General features: G+C 73.0%; 11 protein-coding genes. 5 read left to right on the forward strand and 6 right to left on the reverse strand.

The window, feature by feature from the left end; genetic code table 11:
• Positions 1–57: 57 nt before the first annotated feature.
• From glgP to ACH4E8_RS01320, 6 genes are all read right to left on the reverse strand, one after another.
• A complete protein-coding gene (gene glgP, locus ACH4E8_RS01295) occupies positions 58–2697 on the reverse strand; it encodes an alpha-glucan family phosphorylase (RefSeq protein ID WP_398443171.1) in 2640 nt (879 codons plus the stop codon).
• 343 nt (positions 2698–3040) lie between these two features.
• Positions 3041–4351, reverse strand: coding sequence for a flavin-dependent oxidoreductase (locus ACH4E8_RS01300; RefSeq protein ID WP_398443173.1), 1311 nt, complete (start codon positions 4349–4351; stop codon positions 3041–3043).
• On the reverse strand, positions 4348–5580 hold the full coding sequence (locus tag ACH4E8_RS01305; RefSeq protein ID WP_398443175.1) for a monodechloroaminopyrrolnitrin synthase PrnB family protein: 1233 nt from the start codon (positions 5578–5580) through the stop codon (positions 4348–4350). The genes ACH4E8_RS01300 and ACH4E8_RS01305 overlap by 4 nt, the downstream gene beginning before the upstream one ends.
• A 322-nt stretch (positions 5581–5902) precedes the next feature.
• The gene (locus ACH4E8_RS01310) at positions 5903–7675 is read right to left on the reverse strand and encodes an MFS transporter (RefSeq protein ID WP_398443177.1); all 1773 of its coding nucleotides are present in this window, start codon (positions 7673–7675) and stop codon (positions 5903–5905) included.
• Positions 7672–9108, reverse strand: a complete 1437-nt coding sequence (locus ACH4E8_RS01315) for a 4-hydroxyphenylacetate 3-hydroxylase family protein (RefSeq protein ID WP_398443179.1) — start codon at positions 9106–9108, stop codon at positions 7672–7674. Before ACH4E8_RS01315 ends, ACH4E8_RS01310 begins: the two co-directional genes overlap by 4 nt.
• Positions 9109–9196: 88 nt before the next feature.
• A complete protein-coding gene (locus ACH4E8_RS01320) occupies positions 9197–10177 on the reverse strand; it encodes an AraC family transcriptional regulator (protein WP_398443181.1) in 981 nt (326 codons plus the stop codon).
• Between the two features lie 120 nt (positions 10178–10297).
• Here ACH4E8_RS01320 and ACH4E8_RS01325 point away from each other — a divergent pair, with 120 nt between their 5' ends.
• The 5 genes from ACH4E8_RS01325 (at position 10298) to glgB (ending at position 19312) form a co-directional block, all read left to right on the forward strand.
• Positions 10298–11227, forward strand: coding sequence for an SDR family oxidoreductase (locus ACH4E8_RS01325; protein ID WP_398443183.1), 930 nt, complete (start codon positions 10298–10300; stop codon positions 11225–11227).
• Positions 11228–11564: 337 nt separating this feature from the next.
• The gene (locus ACH4E8_RS01330; RefSeq protein WP_398443185.1) at positions 11565–13553 is read left to right on the forward strand and encodes an alpha-1,4-glucan--maltose-1-phosphate maltosyltransferase; all 1989 of its coding nucleotides are present in this window, start codon (positions 11565–11567) and stop codon (positions 13551–13553) included.
• Positions 13550–15256: a maltose alpha-D-glucosyltransferase gene (treS, locus tag ACH4E8_RS01335; RefSeq protein ID WP_398443187.1), complete on the forward strand. Its 1707-nt coding sequence runs from the start codon at positions 13550–13552 to the stop codon at positions 15254–15256. The genes ACH4E8_RS01330 and treS overlap by 4 nt, the downstream gene beginning before the upstream one ends.
• 184 nt (positions 15257–15440) lie before the next feature.
• Positions 15441–16835: a maltokinase gene (locus tag ACH4E8_RS01340; RefSeq protein WP_398443189.1), complete on the forward strand. Its 1395-nt coding sequence runs from the start codon at positions 15441–15443 to the stop codon at positions 16833–16835.
• Between the two features lie 56 nt (positions 16836–16891).
• Complete coding sequence (gene glgB, locus ACH4E8_RS01345) at positions 16892–19312, forward strand: 1,4-alpha-glucan branching enzyme (protein WP_398443191.1); 2421 nt, start codon at positions 16892–16894, stop codon at positions 19310–19312.
• Positions 19313–19524 lie beyond the last annotated feature (212 nt).

Genomic DNA, 19524 nt, shown 5'->3' on the forward strand with positions numbered 1-19524 from the left:
TAACCCTGCGGGCGGGTTGGTCTCAGCGGGCCGCAGAGACCAAACCGCCCGCGAGAGCTAGCGCGGCGCCTGCGCTGGGGGCTCCACCGTGCCGGGGGTGTCCGTGGGGAGGGCGATCAGGCCGAGGTCCGCGGGGGACGCGAGCAGGGGGTGGGCCGGCAGGACGCGGACGGTGTAGCCGAAGGGGCCGGTGCGGTCGAGGGCGAGGGGACCCTCGTAGATCCAGCGGTCCTCCAAGTCGGGGCCGCCCGTGGGCTTCAGCGGGAAGTGGCGGGCGTCCGCGATCGCGTCGTCCGCGTCGACCCGGCCGGCGACGGCCTGGACCTCCACGTCGTCCGGCCGCAGCGGGCCGAGGGCGACCCGCACCCGCAGGGCGAGCGTCGCGCCCAGCTCCGCGCTGCCGCTGGGCGCGTGCTCCAGCGCTTCGACGTGGTCGACGGCGACCTTCGGCCAGGCCGTGCGCACCCGCGCCTTCCAGGCGGCGACTTCGCCGGCGACGGGTGCGTCGAGGGCGCGGTGGGAGCGCGCCGCGGGGGTGTAGAGCCGTTCCACGTACTCCCGGACCATCCGGCCCGCCAGCACCTTCGGGCCGAGGGTGGCGAGGGTGCGGCGGACCATTTCGATCCAGCGCTGCGGCAGGCCGTTCCGGCCGCGGTCGTAGAAGCGGGGCGCGATCCGGTTCTCGACCAGTTCGTAGAGCGCCGCGGCCTCCAGGTCGTCGCGGCGGTCCTCGTCCGTGGCGGCCGAGCCGTCGGCGGTGGGGATCGCCCAGCCGAAGTCCGGTTCGTACCACTCGTCCCACCAGCCGTCCAGGACGGAGAGGTTGAGGCAGCCGTTCAGCGCGGCCTTCATGCCGCTGGTGCCGCACGCCTCCAGGGGGCGCAGCGGGTTGTTCAGCCAGACGTCGCAGCCGGGGTAGAGCTTCTGCGCCATGCCCATGCCGTAGTCGGGCAGGAAGACGATCCGGTGCCGCACCCGGGCGTCGTCGGCGAACCGCACGAGTTCCTGGACGAGCCGCTTGCCGCCGTCGTCCGCGGGGTGCGCCTTGCCGGCGACGACGATCTGGACCGGGCGCTCGGGGTGCAGCAGCATCGCCCGCAGCCGGTCGGGGTCGCGCAGCATCAGGGTGAGCCGCTTGTACGAGGGGACGCGACGGGCGAAGCCGATGGTGAGGACGTCCGGGTCGAGTACGCCGTCGACCCAGCCGAGTTCGGCCGCGCCGGCGCCGCGCTGGCGCCAGGAGGCCCGCAGCCGGCTGCGCACCTCGATGACCAACTGCTCGCGCAGTTCGCGGCGGAGTTCCCAGATCTCGGCGTCGGGGATGTCGACCACGGCGTTCCACAGGTCGGAGCCGCCGACGGTGAGGGCGTCCTCGGCGCGCCCGGCGCCGATCTGGCGCGCGCCGAGACGGAAGACTTCGGGGGCGACCCAGGTGGGGGCGTGCACGCCGTTGGTGATGGAGCCGATCGGCACCTCGTCGGCGTCGAAGCCGGGCCACAGGCCGGCGAACATGCCCCGGCTCACCGCGCCGTGCAGGGTGGAGACGCCGTTGGCGCGCTGGGCCAGGCGCAGGCCCATCACGGCCATGTTGAAGACCCGCGGGTCGCCGTCCGGGTAGGTCTCGGTGCCCAGCCGCAGCACCCGCTCGACGGGGACGCCGGGCAGCGCGCCGGACTCGCCGAGGTGCCGGGCGACCAGGTCGCGGTCGAAGCGGTCGATGCCGGCGGGCACGGGGGTGTGCGTGGTGAAGACGGTGCCGGCGCGGACGGCTTCCAGCGCGGCGTCGAAGTCGAGCCCCTCGCCGCCGAGTTCGCGGATGCGCTCCAGGCCGAGGAAGCCGGCGTGGCCCTCGTTGGTGTGGAAGACCTCCGGTTCGGGGTGGCCGGTGAGCCGGCAGTACGCCCGTACGGCGCGCACTCCGCCGATGCCGAGGAGCATCTCCTGAAGCAGCCGGTGCTCGCTGCCGCCGCCGTACAGGCGGTCGGTGACGTCCCGTTCGCCGGGGCCGTTCTCCTCGACGCCGGAGTCCAGCATCAGCAGCGGCACCCGGCCGACGTGGGCGACCCAGACGTGGGCGCGCAGCGAGCGGCCGGCGGGCAGCGCGAGGGCGATCTGGGCCGGGGTCCCGTCGGGCTCCCGCAACAGGGTGACGGGCAACTCGTTCGGGTCCAGCACGGGGTAGTGCTCCTGCTGCCAGCCGTCGCGGGAGAGCGACTGCCGGAAGTAGCCGTGCCGGTAGAGCAGCCCGACGCCGATCAGCGGGGCGCCGAGGTCGCTGGCGGCCTTGAGGTGGTCGCCGGCGAGGATGCCGAGGCCGCCGGAGTACTGCGGGAGCGCGGCGGTGACGCCGAACTCGGGCGAGAAGTACGCGATGGCGGCGGGGAACTCGGCGGCCCGGTCGTTGGTCTGGTACCACCTGCGGCCGCGCAGGTAGTCGTCGAGTTCGCCGGCCGCGGCGGTGAGGCGGCGCAGGAAGCGGCGGTCGCCGGCGAGTTCGGCGAGGCGGGCGGCGGAGACGGATCCCAGCAGCCGCACCGGGTCGCCGCCGACCCTGCGCCATCCGTCGGGGTCGACGGCCTGGAAGAGCTCGCGCGTCTCGGTGTGCCAGGACCAGCGCAGGTTGCGGGCGAGGTCGCTGAGGGGGCGGAGCGGGGCGGGCAGGACGGGGCGGACGGTGAACCGACGAATGGCCTTCACGGCTCCACCCTCCCAGGGCGGACCCCCATCCCCGCGGACGCACGACGGTCCCCGCCCCACGTGCCAGCGCCTCGCGCGACGGTTTCACCCGTGTGGCCGCGCCTTCGCCTGCGGCGTGCGTTGGCTGTCTGCGGGCCGCGTGTGGTTGCCCGCGCCGTTCGGCCCCTGGACACCCTCGCCGTTCCCCTGCGGGCTGCGCTGGTCACCTCGGCCCGGTGGTGGGTTGTTCGCGCAGTTCCGCCCCCCACGCCCAGAGGGCGTGGGGGCGGAACTGCGCGAACAACCACAGACGAGCTGTACGGACCAGCGCACGCCGCAGGCGGAACCGCGGGGGCCCGGGGGCTCAGGGGGATGGGGCGTACGGGGAGCCCTGGTTTACCGTCACGGGGTCGAACGCGCCCGCACGCGCGTACTTCGCCGCGATCTCCGCCCGCTCCGCCGCCGGGACGACCTCGTCGATGTCCGCGAAGCCACCGGGCGCCCGCTCGTGCGCGAGGTTGATCACGACCTCGGGCCCGAGCTCCCGGTTCGCCCGCTGGAGCGCGGTCATCGCGGGGCGGCGGTCCGCGTCGTACGCGGTGAGCGCGTCCACCGGGTCCGGGTGCTCCGACAGCGCGTGTGCCAGGGCCCGCGCGTCGATCACGGACTGGGTGGCGCCGTTGGACCCGATCGGGTACATCGCGTGCGCCGCGTCCCCGATCAGCGTGGTGCGGCCGTGCGACCACCGCGGCAGGGGCTCCCGGTCGACCATGGGGTACTCGTACGCGCCGGTCGCGTGCCGCAGCACGTCGTCGACGCTGACGCCGTCGAACTCCCAACCGAGGTAGTGGTGGCGGAAGCGGTCCACGGGGACGGGCCGGTTCCAGTCCCCCCGGAACGCCCCGTGGTGCGCGCCCTGGTGCGCGGGCGCGTCGGCCCCGTCCGCGAGCGCCGCGGGCATCGCCAGGGCCCAGTTGACCAGGACGGTGTCCGTCGCCGGGTCGACCTCCGTCATCGGGTAGACCACGGCCTTGCGGGTGTCGTCCCCGGCGATGAACATGAAGGTGCCCATGCGCGCCGCCGGCATCCGGGAGGTGCCGCGCCAGACGAGCACGCCGTTCCACGGCGGCTCGCCCTCCTCGGGGTTGAGGCAGCCGCGGACGGTGGAGCGGATGCCGTCGGCGCCGATCAGCACGTCGGGTTCGAGGGATGCGCTGCCGTGCCGGGTCCCGTCGCGGTGCTCGATCCGCACCCGGGGCCGACCGCACTCGGGCTGTTCCACGGCGGTGACCCGCACCCCGGCGACGACCGCACCGGCGCCGAGCCGTTCGCGGACGGCGGCGCCGAGGACGGCCTGGAGTTCGCCGCGGGCGATGGAGAGCTGCGGCCAGCGGTAGCCGGCGGCGCGCCCGCGCGGCTCGCGGGAGACCAGCCCGCCGCTGCGGTGGTAGTAGCGCAGTTCGCGGGTGGGCAGGGAGCGCCGCTCCAGCTCCGGCAGGAGGCCGAGTTCGTCGAGTTCGCGGACCGCGTTCGGCATGATGTTCAGGCCCGCGCCGACCGGGAGGATCTCCCGGGCGGACTCGACGACGGTGATCCGGTCGTAGCCGACGCGGTGCAGCGCGAGCGCCGCGGTCAGGCCGGCTATGCCACCGCCGGCGATCATGAAGTGGGTCATGGGGTCGGCTCCTGTGGTGCCTCGTCGGACTCCGAACGCTTCTCGGACCGCGGACGTCCGTCGCAGTCGGAGTCCGCACGCCCCTCCGGGTCCGGGGCCTCCGGTTCCCCGGCTTCCGGTTCCCGCTCCGGATCGGTGGCCCGGCGCACCAGCGTCTCGTTGTCCCGGGTGAGGTCGAGCACCGTGCGCAGCAGCGCGATGGGCGCGCCGCCGCTGCCCAGGTCGTACTGGCGCACCTCCTCCGCGTACGCCTTGCGGGCGATGGTGATGTGCCGCGCCCGGAACGCCTTGAGGATGCGCAGCACCCGCACCAGGGCGTGCGCCGAGCGGGCGAGCTGGGCCGGGATGCGGTCGCCGCCCTCCCAACTGAACGCGGCGGACAGCTTGGAGACGGCGGAGGTCGCACCGCGGTGGGCGTGGTAGTGGTCGCGCCAGGCCGGCAGGCTGTAGCGGACGGAGTCGGCGAGGAAGGCGTCGTACGCCGCGTCGCTGCGGTCGCACTGCCACAGCGTCAGGTCGACCAGCCAGAGCGGCACCTGTGCCGCGGCCGGCCCGAGCAGGTCGACGCCGTCGACGTCGATCTCCTCGAAGTAGGGCCGCATCTCGGTGGCGAAGAAGACCGGGGAGACGTTGGTGACGGTGAAGTCGATGGAGTCCACCATCGACTGCACGTGGTGCGCGGTGCGGTCCAGCGCGATGGCGAAGCCGGGGTCGTACGGCTCCAGCCGGGCCAGTGCCGCGCAGGAGTCCAGGGACGCGACGAGCCCGGGGAAGACCATCCGGACCGCGGCCTGGAGGTTGGCCTCCATGGTGTGTCCGGTGTAGGTGCGCTGGCGTTCGCCGAGCGGGTTCCAGGTCGTGTAGTGGTGCACGGTGTCGCGCGGCACCATCGACGTCAGTTTGCCCAGCCGTTGCAGCACGGGCAGGACCCGGGGCACGGCGGCCACCGGCTGCACGCCGTGCCGTTTGAGCGAGCCGAGGAGCATGCCGAGGTCGCGCATGGCCGCGAGGGATTCGGGGACGCCGTAGCGCGCCACCTGTTCGGGCTCGGGCACCAGGGTGCGCAGGGCGCGGGTGAGCGCGGGCACGTCGCGTGCCGCGTTCATCTGCGGCAGCCGGCCGAGCAGTTCGTCGGCGTCGAGCGGATCGGCGCCGCGTATCTCGGCAATGCGGTAGTACGGCTCGCCGCGCAATGCGAGATCGGGTGCGACAAGGTCGTACAGGGCCATCGGAGTCCCCCCTCGGACACATCGATGTACATCGAGAAACCGGATGGAATGACATGCACGGCGCCCCCGGGCACCGTGCCGGAACGTGGGCGGAAACGCGCACCGAACGGCCCCCCGCCGTCCATGGACCGTGCGCGCCGCACACCCTTCCGTGCGCCGTTACGATCTCACCCACGATGGGCAGCGGCGTCCCGGCGCCTCGGACCTCCGCCTCCGGCGTTGTCGTCAGTCGCGATGGCTCCGCCATCGCTCCCTCCTCCGCCTTGGATTCGAAGGCCCCAGACGCCGCTCCTTCTCCCACCGCCCATCGTGGGTGAGATCGTTACTCCGGGGCTCCGCCGCTGCGGTCCTGGTGGACCGCGGGATCGGTGGCGGGCCCGGCTAAGGGCGCGCGGGCGGGGCTGGTCCGGGCCCCGGTTTCGGTTGCGGGAAGCGGTCCGGCTGCGGTGCCGTCGGCTCCGGGCGGGCGCGGGCCCGCCGTGGAGCGGCGCAGCCGCAGCGCCAGCAGCACCGCCAGCGCGGCGATGCCGGCGCCCACCAGGAGCGCGTTGCGGAAGCCGGACGTCGGCACGGGTGCCTCGGAGCCGGCGGTGCCGGCCGTGGCGACGGCGACCAGGACCGCGAGCCCGAGGACCGAGCCGAACTGCTGGCTGGTGTTGATCAGGCCGGACGCGAGTCCCGTCTCCTCGGGCGCGGCGTCCGCGGTGGCCGCCACGTTGGTGGTGACCATGACCAGCGGCAGGGCCACTCCGAGGACCAGGCTGGGCGCGAAGACCGTGGAGAAGAACGTTCCGTCAGGTCTGAGCGCCAGCGCCAGCCAGACCAGTCCGACGCCCAGCAGCGCGAAGCCGACGGTCATCGTGGTGCCGAGCCCGATGCGGCCGATCACGGCGCCCGCCTGCGGCGCGACCGCGACGACGACCAGGGACAGCGGCAGCAGCCCCAGCCCTCCGACCAGCGGCGACTGCCCGAGCACGCTCTGTAGGTAGAGGCTGACCAGGAAGAACATCGGGAACAGCGACATCTGCGCCAGGGCGGACAGCACGTTCGCCCGGCGCAGCACGGGCCGCCGCAGCACGGCGGGCGGCACCAGCGGGTGCGCGATCTTGGCCTCGACGAGTGCGAACGCGCCGAGCAGGGCGAGCCCCGCGCCTCCGGCCGCCAGGGTGCGCGCACTGGTCCAGCCCGCCTCCCCCGCGCCGACGAGGGCGTACGCGACGAGGCCGAGCCCCGCGGTGGCCGTGCAGGCGCCCACGGGGTCGAAGCCGCGGGCGCCGGTGCGCCCGCCGGCGTCGAGCAGCCGCAGCGCGGCGACCGCGAGCAGGAGGGCGACGCCGACGTTGAGCCAGAAGGTGGCGCGCCAGCCGAGGACGTCGGTGAGCACGCCGCCGAGCACCGTGCCGGCGACGCCGCCGAGCCCGCCCATCGCGGCGAACGCCCCGAGCGCCTGGTGGCGCGCCGGGCCGTGCGGGAAGAGGTTCAGCAGCAGCGCGAAGGCGGCGGCAGCGGCGAAGGCCGCGCCGACCCCCTGGACCGCGCGGGCCGCGATCAGCAGCTCCGTGGTGCCGGCGACGGCGCCGACGACGGACGCACCCGTGAGCACTCCGAGCCCGGTCAGGTACAACCGTCGGTGGCCGAGCAGGTCGGCGGTGCGGCCGGCGAGCAGCAGCAGTCCGCCGAAGGTGATCAGGAAGGCGTTCGCGACCCACGACAGGGCCGCGGAGTCCGCGCCGAGGTCCTTGCCGACGGACGGCAGGGCGACGTTGATGATCGCCGTGTCCATGATCAGCAGTAGCTGGGTGGAGGCGAGCAGCGCCAGCGCGGCCTTGGTCCGTCGCGCGGGACGCCCTCCGGCCTGAGCGGGCTCGGCGGCCTCGGTGGCCCCGGCGGCCTCCGCGACGGCCCGGTGGCGCCCCCCGGCGTCACCGGACCGCCCGTCCGCGGTGTCCGTGGCCCCGCCGTGCGGCACCCGGCTGCCGTTGATCCGGCCGGGCGGCCGGCCGGCGGAGGCGGGCACTGCGGATCCGGTGGGGCCGGTGGATCTGGTGGGGCCCGCGGATCCGGTGGGGTCGTTGTGAGGGGCGTCCAATGTCACGTGCCGACCCCGCCGCCCAGGTCGTATCCGTCGAGGCAGGCTTGCGCCAGCCGCTCGCTGTTCTCCGCGCCGCCCGCCCACGTCTGCATCGTCAAGTAGACGTGGGGCGCGCCGTGGTAGAAGCGCTCGTACTGCTCGTGGCGGGCCGCGAACTCCGACCCCAGCGCGTCCCAGGCCAGCTTGAGCAGCTTGACCCGGTCCTTGGCGGGCGTGCCGGGCGCGCGCAGGTAACGTTCGACGACCGGGCCCAACTCGGGGTGGAGCAGGTCGTCCCCGGACGCCGGGAGCTGGAAGACCGAGCCCCCGAGGAGTCCCTTCGCCTCCTGGACGGCCCGCGGGTACAGCTCGCCGGCCATGATGCGCTGGGCGTACGAGATCTCCCGGCCCGGCATCACCCCGCCGGCGCCGCCGTTGACGGGTTCGTGGTCGGCCTCCGCGGCCAGCACGAACGCCTTGGCCTGGGCGACCATGCCCAGCAGCCGGCCGACGGCCTGGGTGACGGCCGGCAGTTCGTGCGTGCCGTTGGAGCGGGTCACCAGGATCGCGAGCCCGGTGAGGAACTCCAGCTTGGTCCAGAACCGGGTGGCGGCCTGGTGGACGAAGTTGAGGTAGGCGGGCGTCTGCCACCACATCGCGGCGGTGGCCGCCACGTTGCGGTAGGTCAGCACCCGCTCCCACGGCACGAAGACGTCCTCGCACACCAGCAGCGCGTCGTTCTCGTCGAAGCGGGACGACAGCGGGTTGTCGAAGGTGCTGCGGGCCTGCGCCTCGTAGGAGGTGCGGGAGACGAGCTTCAGGCCCGGGGTGTCGGTGCGCACGCTGAAGCAGAGCGCCTGGTCGACGGCGTCCGGCGCGAGCGGTTCGATCGTGCCGACGATGACCTCGTCGGAGAAGACCGCGCCGGAGCCGATCGTCTTCGCGCCGCTCACCACGATGCCGTCGTCCCGCTCCGCCACCGCCTTGACCAACAGGTCTTCGGAGCCGGTGCCGGAGCGCGGGTTGGTGATGGTGAAGGCGCAGTACAGGTCGTTCTCGGCGAGTCTTCGGTGGTAGGCCAGGACGTTGTCGGCGCCGTCGAAGGAGTCCGTGGTGAACAGCCCGGGCAGCGCGGCGAAGCCGGCGGCGCCGCTCGCCATGTAGTCGGGCGTGCGCCCCAGGAAGCCGTAGCTGGCCTCGGCCCACACCTTGTACGCCGCGCGCCGTGCGACCAGGTCCGCCTGCGTCCGCGGTACGACGTAGGCGCGGTGCACTCCGTCGCTGGTCAGCACGGAGCTGTGGGCGGAGTCACGGGCCAGGTCGTAGAGCCCGGCGATCGACGCAGCAGTGTTGCGGAAGGCGGGATGGCTCGTCACGTCCTTGACGCGTTCGCCGTCGAGCCAGACCTCGCGCCCGTCGCGCAGGGCATCGAGGTAGTGCCGGCCAGACCTGATCAACGTTTCTCCTCAAACGGACCGTCCCCCGACAAAAGCGAGCCTGGCTCGCGCCGGGGACAGTGAGCAATGAACGACCGTCCAGTGGTGATTAAGAACCGGCCAGGCGCGCAGATGAGGGCCGCCCCGCTCGGTACTCGCCCGGCGTCATGCCGAACCACTTCCTGAACGCCAAGTGGAATCCGACCGCGCTCTGGTACCCGACGCGCTGCGGGACCGCGGACTGCGGTACGGACGTCTCCCCGAGCAGCCTCGCCGCCTCCTGCATCCGACGCCCCGTGAGGTGTCGGGCGGGCGCCTCGCCGACCAGTTCCCGGAAGGCGGCGGTGAAGGCGGACCGGGACATTCCGACCTCCCTGGCCAGCGCCTCGATGGTCCAGGGCTCGGCGAACCGGGTGGCGATGATCACCATGGCCTTGCTGATCCCGGGGTGGCGCAGCACGGGCAGCGCCGAGGGGTTGTCGGCGAGCTCCCGCAGCAGCGGGCGCAGTGCGAGGACGAGCGCCATCTCGAAGGCGCGCAGGGTCACCAGCCGGTCCCCCGGGCCCACCGGGCGGTCGGTGGCGGCCAGCAGCCGCAGGGTGTCGCGCAGCAGCGGTTCCTGGTCGACCTGGGAGCAGTCCATCACCAGCGCCCAGGGCAGCGCCTGGTAGAGGCCGGTGGCCGCGTACTCGTCGTAGTGCAGCCCCGCGCAGAGCAGCCGGCTGACCGGGCCGTCGCCGTCGATCCTGATCTCTCCGGAGGTGCCGGGCTCGCGTTCGGGCAGCATGCTGCCGAGCGCGACGCCGCCGCGCCGCTCCGGGTGGTCGGAGAGCCGGTGCGCGGTGCCGGTCGGGAAGACCGCGAGGTCGCCCTCGTGCAGCCGGAACGGGGTGCGTCCGTCCGCGGTGATCCAGCAGGAGCCCTCGGTGATGAAGTGCAACACGGCGCAGCTCTGCTCCGCGTCGCCCTCGATGGCCCACGGGGCACGGACGTTCCAGCGGCTGTCGAACACGCCCGTGAGGCGCAGGGGCTTCATCAGCTCGCTGAGAAGGTCGTCGCCTTCGGTCGCGGCAGTCTCAACTGAGTCCATTGGACGATCCTTCAACCTCCGACCCGGTTTGTTAATTGATCGGCCGAAGCCGCCGCCGCGAGCCTGGAAAGAGCCGTACCCGGCAGCGACCTCAACCTTATCGAAGGGCTCTTCAGACACATGTCCGATCACATTCCGATGCGCGTGGCGGTCGTGGGGGCGACCGGCTTCCAGGGAGGTGCGACAGCGCGGCTGCTCGCGGAGCGGGGCCACCAGGTCCGTACCCTCAGCCGCAAGGCCGAAGCGGACCGTCCGGAACTGCCCGGCGTCTCCTTCGGCGAGGGCGACCTCGGGCGGTACGAGGACGTGCGCCAACTCTTCGAGGGCGCGACCCACGCCGCGGTCGTGATGCCGCTGGTGTACCAGGCGGAGACGGTCATGCGGTACGCGCAGCACATCGCGAAGGCGGCGCGGGAGTCCGGGGTGCGGCGGCTGGTCTACAACGCCAACACGCGCGTGCCGCACCGGACGACGAACGTGGTCGCGTTCGAGACGCGACGACTGGCCGAAACCGTACTGCGGGAGGGGCTCGCGCAGAGCGGCGTGGAGCTGGTGGTCGTCCGTCCGCCGGTGTACCTCGACAATTTGTTCAGTCCGTGGAACGGGCCGGCGCTGCTCTCCGAGGGAGTGCTGGCGTATCCGCTGCCCGAGGCCGCGCCCACGGCGTGGATCTCGCACCGCGACCTCGCGGAGGCGGTGTTCGCGGCGCTGACGGTGGACGGCATCGGGGGCCGCACCTTCGACATCGGCGGCTCGGTGTCGCTGACGGGCGGCGAGTTGGCGGAGGCGTTCTCCCGGGGGCTGGGCCGCGAGGTGCGGTACGTGCCGCTGGCTCCGGAGGTCTTCGAGCAGGGCCTGTCCCAGATCGTCGGCCCGGAGGCGGCGGCCGGCGTGTCCGGGCTGTACCACTACATGGCATCGGGCCTGGAGCCGAACTTGATGGCCGGGGACGGCGGCACGTCGTCGACGGCGCTGTCCGTGAAGCCCGCGGCCGTCGAGGAGTGGGTGGCCCGCCAGCCGTGGCACATGTGGATCGAGGAGGTGGCATGACCGACGCGCTCGACCGCACGGCCCGCCCGACCGGCGCGCCCGCCCTCGGCCCCAAGGAGCCGAGCTGGGAATTGACGCAGCCTTAACCGAACACGCCTGCCCGAGGGCCCCGACGCACGACGCGTCGGGGCCCTCGGGCGTGTGCGCCCGTACCGGGCCGGTTCCTTCCGCCCACCGAGTGAACGCGGACGGGGGCACTCAGGGACCCGGCCCGTCAGCCACCTACCGGCACGTTACAAATATCAGGAGACTTCAACAAAACCGGCACATCACCAGATTTCACCACATCTGATATCTAGTCAGACATCCTGCCCGCACAGCCCTCACAGGTGAGCTCATGATCGGTCGCATTCCCGTCCTGGACGTCAGTCCCCTGGTCGACTGCGGGAGGAGGCCCGCCAAAGCCGTCGTCGGTGAGACCTTCCGGATCGGCGCCACGGTGTTCCGCGAAGGCCACGGCGCCGTCGGGGCCAACGTCGTGCTGCGCGGCCCCGGCGGCCGCCCGGGGCCCTGGACCCCGATGCGGGAACTCGCCCCCGGCTCGGACCGCTGGGGCGTCGACGTCACCCCGGACGTCGAGGGCCGCTGGAGCTACGCCGTCGAGTCGTGGAGCGATCCGCTCGCCGACTGGCTGCACGAGGCCGAGGTGAAGGTGCCCGCGGACATCGACACCGCGCTCGTGCTGGAGGAGGGCGCGCGGCTGTACGAGCGCGCCGCCCGCGGCGTGCCGAAGCGGGACGGCCGGGAGGCGGTGCTCGCGGTGGCGGACGCCCTGCGCGACGACACCGAGGAGCCCGAGACCCGGCTCGCCGCCGCGCTCGCGTCGGACGCCCGCCGGGCGCTCGCCCGCCACCCGCTGCGCGAACTGGTCACCATCTCCCGCCCCCTACCGCTCCTGGTGGAGCGCCGCCGGGCGCTCTTCGGCTCCTGGTACGAGTTCTTCCCGCGCTCCGAGGGCGCCGTCGTCACCCCCGGCCGCCCCCCGGTCTCCGGCACCTTCCGCACCGCCGCCGAGCGGCTGCCGGCGATCGCCGCGATGGGCTTCGACGTCGTCTACCTCCCGCCGGTGCACCCCATCGGCACCAGCCACCGCAAGGGCCCGGACAACTCCCTGGCCGCCGGCCCGCACGACGTCGGCGTGCCGTGGGCGATCGGCTCGCCCGACGGCGGCCACGACGCGATCCACCCCGACCTCGGCACCCCCGCGGACTTCGCGCACTTCGTGCAGACCGCGCGCGCCCTGCGCCTGGAGGTCGCCCTCGACTTCGCCCTCCAGTGCTCCCCGGACCACCCTTGGGTCACCGAGCACCCCGAGTGGTTCGCCCACCGGGCCGACGGCAGCATCGCGTACGCGGAGAACCCGCCGAAGAAGTACCAGGACATCTATCCGATCGCCTTCGACGCGGACCTGCGCGGCCTGGTTGAGGAGACCCTGCGGGTGCTGCGGCTGTGGATGGCGCGCGGGGTGCGGATCTTCCGGGTCGACAATCCGCACACCAAGCCCGTCGCCTTCTGGGAGCAGGTCATCGCGGAGGTCAACCGCACCGACCCGGACGTGATCTTCCTGGCGGAGGCGTTCACCCGCCCGGCGATGGTGCGCACGCTGGCCGCGGTCGGCTTCCAGCAGTCGTACACGTACTTCACCTGGCGCACCACCAAGCAGGAGCTGACGGAGTACCTGACCGAGCTGTCCGGGGAGACCGCCGCCTACCTGCGCCCCAACTTCTTCGTCAACACCCCCGACATCCTGCACGCCTACCTCCAGCGCGGCGGGCGCCCGGCCTTCGAGGTGCGGGCGGTGCTGGCCGCGACGCTCTCCCCGTCCTGGGGCGTGTACGCCGGCTTCGAACTGTGCGAGAACACCGCGCTGCGGGAGGGCAGCGAGGAGTACCGGCGCTCCGAGAAGTACGAGCTGCGCCCCCGCGACTGGGCCGCGGCCGAGCGCTCGGGGCGCACCATCACCCCCCTGATCACGGCCCTCAACCGGATCAGGAGGCGCCACCCGGCGCTCCAGCAACTGCGGAACCTGCACTTCCACGCGACCGACAACCCCTCGGTGATCGCGTACTCCAAGCGGGCGGGCCAGGACACCGTGCTCGTCGTCGCCAACCTCGACCCCCACCACACCCAGGAGGCCACGGTCTCGTTGGACATGCCGCGACTCGGGCTCGCATGGCACGAGACCGCCCCGGTGCGCGATCTGCTCACCGGTGAGACCTATCACTGGGGCAGAGCCGCCTATGTGCGCCTTGAGCCGGGCAGTACGCCCGCGCACGTCGTGGCTCTGCGACCGTCCCCGCCGATCGGAGGGTCACCCACATCATGATCGTCAATGAACCCGTCCACGACCTGTTCGAGGACACCCCCGAGAAGGACCGCGACCCCGACTGGTTCAAGCGGGCCGTCTTCTACGAAGTCCTGGTGCGCTCCTTCCAGGACAGCGACGGCGACGGCGTCGGCGACCTCAAGGGCCTCACCGCCAAGCTCGACTACCTCCAGTGGTTGGGCGTCGACTGCCTCTGGCTGCCGCCCTTCTTCAAGTCGCCGCTGCGCGACGGCGGCTACGACGTCGCCGACTACACCTCCGTGCTCCCCGAGTTCGGCGACCTGGCCGACTTCGTGGAGTTCGTGGACGCCGCCCACCAGCGCGGCATGCGCGTCATCATCGACTTCGTCATGAACCACACCAGCGACCAGCACGAGTGGTTCCAGCAGTCCCGCTCCGACCCGAACGGGCCGTACGGCGACTACTACGTCTGGGCCGACGACGACAAGCAGTACCCGGACGCCCGGATCATCTTCGTCGACACCGAGTCGTCGAACTGGACCTTCGACCCGGTCCGCAAGCAGTACTACTGGCACCGCTTCTTCTCCCACCAGCCGGACCTCAACTACGAGAACCCGGCCGTCCAGGAGGAGATCGTCTCCGCCCTGCGGTTCTGGCTGGACCTGGGCATCGACGGCTTCCGGCTGGACGCGGTGCCGTACCTCTACCAGGAGGAGGGCACCAACTGCGAGAACCTGACGCGCACCCACGAGTTCCTCAAGCGGGTCCGCAAGGAGATCGACGCCCACTACCCCGACACCGTGCTGCTGGCCGAGGCCAACCAGTGGCCCGAGGACGTCGTCGACTACTTCGGCGACTACGCGGCGGGCGGCGACGAGTGCCACATGGCCTTCCACTTCCCGGTGATGCCGCGGATCTTCATGGCGGTGCGCCGGGAGTCGCGCTACCCGGTCTCGGAAATCCTCGCCAAGACCCCGGCGATCCCCGAGAACTGCCAGTGGGGCATCTTCCTGCGCAACCACGACGAGCTGACCCTCGAAATGGTCACGGACGAAGAGCGCGACTACATGTACGCGGAGTACGCCAAGGACCCGCGGATGCGGGCCAACATCGGCATCCGCCGCCGCCTCGCCCCGCTGCTGGACAACGACCGCAACCAGATCGAGCTGTTCACCGCCCTGCTGCTGGCCCTGCCGGGCTCGCCGATCCTGTACTACGGCGACGAGATCGGGATGGGCGACAACATCTGGCTCGGCGACCGGGACGCGGTGCGCACCCCGATGCAGTGGACGCCGGACCGGAACGCCGGCTTCTCCTCCTGCGACCCGGGACGGCTGTACCTGCCGACCATCATGGACCCGGTGTACGGCTACCAGGTCACCAACGTCGAGGCGGCCATGAGCAGTCCGTCGTCGTTGCTGCACTGGACCCGGCGGATGATCGAGATCCGCAAGCAGAATCCTGCCTTCGGACTCGGCGAGTACACCGAGTTGCCCTCCTCCAACCCCGCGGTGCTCGCCTTCACCCGGGAGTACCAGGACGACCTGGTGCTGTGCGTCAACAACTTCTCCCGCTTCGCCCAGCCCACCGAGCTGGACCTGCGGGAGTTCGCCGGCCGGCGGCCCGTCGAGCTGATCGGCCAGGTCCGCTTCCCGGCGATCGGCCAGTGGCCGTACCTGCTCACCCTCGCGGGGCACGGCTTCTACTGGTTCCGCCTCCGTAAGGACCGGCCCTCCGGCTGATCCACTCGGCGCCCGGCCGGATCTCGTCGACCACGGCCGGGCGTCCGGACGCAACCCCACCCCACCCCCGCAGCGGGCACTCTGCGCGCCCGCTCCGCGCGCCGCCGGACAGTGGACGCCAAGATCCGCGACACTCTCCGCATATGTGACAAAAGGGTATATTTCGGGGAAAGGACGCGATGCCATGTCGGAGGCTGCTGCCACCCGCACTCCCGTAGGCCGTCCCCCGCTGGTACCGCTGCTCCCCTCGCTCGCCCCGCTGCTGCGGTCCTGGCTGCCGCGCCAACGCTGGTTCGCCGGCAAGGGCCGGTCGATCACCGGCTTCTCGCCGGTGTCGGCGACCGAGCTGCTGCCGGTGACCGCCGCCGGACCGGGCGCCGGACCCGGGCTGCTGCACCTGCTGGTGACGGTGCACCAGGGGGCGTCATCGGCGTCGGACGACTGCTACCAGCTCCTGCTGGGCGTACGGGACGCGCTGCCGCCGCACCTCGCCCCAGCGCTGATCGGCCGCCCCGCCGCGGGCCCGCTCGCCGGCCGCACGGTGTACGAGGGGCTGCTCGACCCGCGCCTCGCGGAACTGGTCCTGGAACGGCTGCGCACCCCCGGCGCCCTGGGGCCGCTGCGCTTCGAGAAGTCCGCGCACTCCCCCGCCGTGCCCGGCGGTCTGGCCGCGCGCCCGCTCGACGCCGAGCAGTCCAACTCGTCGCTGGTGTACGGCGACGAGTACGTCCTCAAGGTGCTGCGGCGCGTCCAGCCCGGCCCCCACCCCGACCTGGAGCTGCCGTTGGCGCTGGCGCGCGCCGGGTGCGCCCGGGTGCCGGAGCCGGTGGCCTGGTACGAGGCGACCGCGCCGCACCCGTACACGCTCGGCGTGCTCCAGCCGTATCTGCGCGGCTCCCGGGACGGCTGGCAGCTCGCGCTGGAGGCGCTGGCCGCCGGCCGGTCGTTCACCGCGGAGGCCAGGGCGCTGGGCCGGGTCACCGCCGAGGTGCACACGGCGCTCGCGGCCGAGTTGCCGACCGTCGCCCTCGACCGCGCCCGCGCCGAGCGGCTGGCCGCGGCGATGGCCCGCCGCCTGGACGAGGCCGCGCACGCGGTGCCCGGGCTGCTGCCGTACGCGCCCCGGCTGCGCACCGCCTTCGACGCGCTGGCGGGCCTCGGGGACACCGGGCGCCGCTGGCGGGTCCAGCGCGTCCACGGCGACCTCCACCTCGGCCAGGCGCTGTACGCGGACCGGGACTGGTCGGTGATCGACTTCGAGGGCGAGCCGGCCCGCCCGCTGGCCGAGCGCCGCCGCCCCCAGCCGCCGGTGCGGGACGTCGCCGGAATACTGCGCTCCTTCGACTACGCGGCCCGTACGCACCGCCCGTGGAACCCGTCCTGGGCGGAGCGCTGCCGGACGGCGTACTGCGAGGGCTACGCGCAGGCCGCGGGCGTCGACCCGCGGGCCGAGCCCGAGTTGCTGCGCGCCTACGAGACCGACAAGGCGGTGTACGAGGTCGTGTACGAGGCCCGGCACCGCCCCGACTGGCTCCCGGTGCCGATGGCGGCGATCGACCGGCTGGCCGCCGCCGCCTGAACGCCCCCCTGCTCCCGTTGTGTTCTTCCTGTTGTGTTCCAAGGAGGCCCGTACCCGTGACCCCCGCACGCCCCCCGTACCACGACACCCCAGCCACCGAAGCGGCGGGCGCCCCGGCGCCCGCGTCGTCCGTGCCCAGGCCGACGGTCCAACAGGCCGCCGCCGCGCGGCCGGCCCGCTCGGGCACGGCGAAGCCGGCGCGCCCGGCGGCGCCGGTACGGAAGGCACCCGTCCGCACCGCCCGCCGGCAGGCCGCCCCGCAGCCGGGCGTGCCCGCGGCGCCGCCCCTCGCGCCCGACGAGCGGGCGCGGCTGCTCGGCGGCGGGCACCACGACCCGCACGCCGTCCTCGGGGCGCACGTCGGGCCCGCCGGCGTCGCGGTGCGCGCCCTGCGCCCGTACGCCCGCGCGGTCGCCCTCATCGCCCCCGGCGGACGGCGGGTGCCGCTGCACGACGACGGCGACGGACTCTTCTCCACGCTGCTGCCGGGCCGCACGGTGCCCGAATACCGACTGCTGATCACGTACGACACCCCGGACGGGCGGGGCGTCCACGAGGTCGAGACGCACGACCCGTACCGGTTGCTGCCCTCCCTCGGCGAACTCGACCTGCACCTGATCGGCGAGGGCCGGCACGAGGAGCTGTGGCGCGCGCTGGGCGCCCATCCGCTGGTCCACCAGGGCGTGGCCGGCACCAGGTTCACGCTGTGGGCGCCGAACGCACGGGGCGTGCGGATCGCCGGCGACTTCAACTACTGGGACGGCGGCGGCTACCCGATGCGGTCGCTGGGCTCGTCGGGCGTGTGGGAGCTGTTCCTCCCCGGCATCGACGCGGGCGCGCTGTACAAGTTCGAGATCACGCGCCCGGACGGCACGCACACCCTGCGGGCCGACCCGATGGCCCGCCACGCCGAGGTGCCGCCCGCGAACGCCTCGGTGGTGACCCGGTCGCAGCACGTCTGGCAGGACGCCGAGTGGCTGGCCCGCAGGTCCGGGCGCCCCGCCCACGAGGGGCCGATGTCGGTGTACGAGGTGCACCTCGCCTCCTGGCGCCCCGGGCTGACCTACCGCCAGCTCGCCGAGCAGCTCCCCTCGTACGTCAAGGACCTGGGCTTCACGCACGTGGAGCTGATGCCGCTGGCGGAGCACCCCTTCGGCGGCTCGTGGGGCTACCAGGTCACCGGGTTCTACGCGCCGACCTCCCGCATGGGCTCCCCCGACGACTTCCGCCATCTGATCGACGCGCTGCACCGCGCCGAGATCGGCGTGATCATGGACTGGGTGCCGGCGCACTTCCCGCGCGACGAGTGGGCGCTCGCCGAGTTCGACGGCCGCCCGCTGTACGAGCACGCCGACCCGACCCGGGCCGCGCACCCGGACTGGGGCACCCTGGAGTTCGACTACGGCCGCAAGGAGGTCCGCAACTTCCTCGTCGCGAACGCGGTCTACTGGTGCGAGGAGTTCCACATCGACGGGCTGCGGGTGGACGCGGTCGCCTCGATGCTCTACCTCGACTACTCCCGCGAGGAGGGCGAGTGGACGCCGAACGCGCACGGCGGCCGGGAGGACCTCGACGCGGTCGCCTTCCTGAAGGAAATGAACGCCACCGTCTACCGGCGCTGCCCCGGGGTGGTCACCATCGCGGAGGAGTCCACCGCCTGGGACGGGGTGACCCGCCCCACCGACAGCGGCGGCCTCGGCTTCGGCCTGAAGTGGAACATGGGCTGGATGCACGACTCGCTGGAGTACATGGTCCGCGAGCCGGTGCACCGCAAGTTCCACCACAACGAGATGACCTTCGCGATGGTCTACGCGTACAGCGAGAACTACGTCCTGCCGATCTCCCACGACGAGGTCGTGCACGGCAAGCGGGCGCTGGTCAGCAAGATGCCGGGCGACTGGTGGCAACAGCGCGCCAACCACCGCGCCTACCTGGGCTTCATGTGGTCCCACCCGGGCAAGCAACTGCTCTTCATGGGACAGGAGTTCGCCCAGGGCGCGGAGTGGTCGGAGTCCCACGGCCCCGACTGGTGGCTGCTGGACCCCTCCTACTCGGCCGAGCCCGACCACCGCGGCGTACGGCACCTGGTGCGCGACCTGAACGCGGTGTACGGCGCCACGCCGGCGCTGTGGGAGCGGGACTCCGCACCCGACGGCTTCTCCTGGATCGACGCGGACGCGGCGGAGGACAACGTCTTCGCCTTCGTCCGCTTCGACGCGGCGCGCAACCCGCTCGTCGCGGTCAGCAACTTCTCCCCGGTGGTGCGGGAGGGCTACCGGGTGGGGGTGCCGGAGTGGATCCCCGGGTGGGAGGAGGTCCTGAACACGGACGAGTCGCGGTACGGCGGCGCCGGCATCCGCAACGGCTCGGGCGACCGCCACGCGGTCCCCCCGGAGCCGACCCCGTCCCACGGCCGCGGCTCCAGCGTCCTGCTGACCTTGCCACCCCTCGCCACGCTCTGGCTGCGCCCGGCGTAGGCGTCCCCCGCGCGGGCTGCCCTCACGGACGCGGTCCCGCCGTGGCGCGTACGCAGCGATGGCCCCTGCGGCCCGGTGGGTGGCTTGTCGCGCAGTTCCGCCCCCTACGCCCAGAGGGCGTGGGGGGACCCCCAGCGCCCCTGAACCCGTTGCCCCAGCCCGCAGGGCGTAGGCGGCGGAACTGCGCAACCAGCCACTGTTGATCCGCAGGT

This window comes from Streptomyces sp. NPDC017979, assembly GCF_044328175.1.
In the GTDB taxonomy this organism is placed as follows: domain Bacteria; phylum Actinomycetota; class Actinomycetes; order Streptomycetales; family Streptomycetaceae; genus Streptomyces.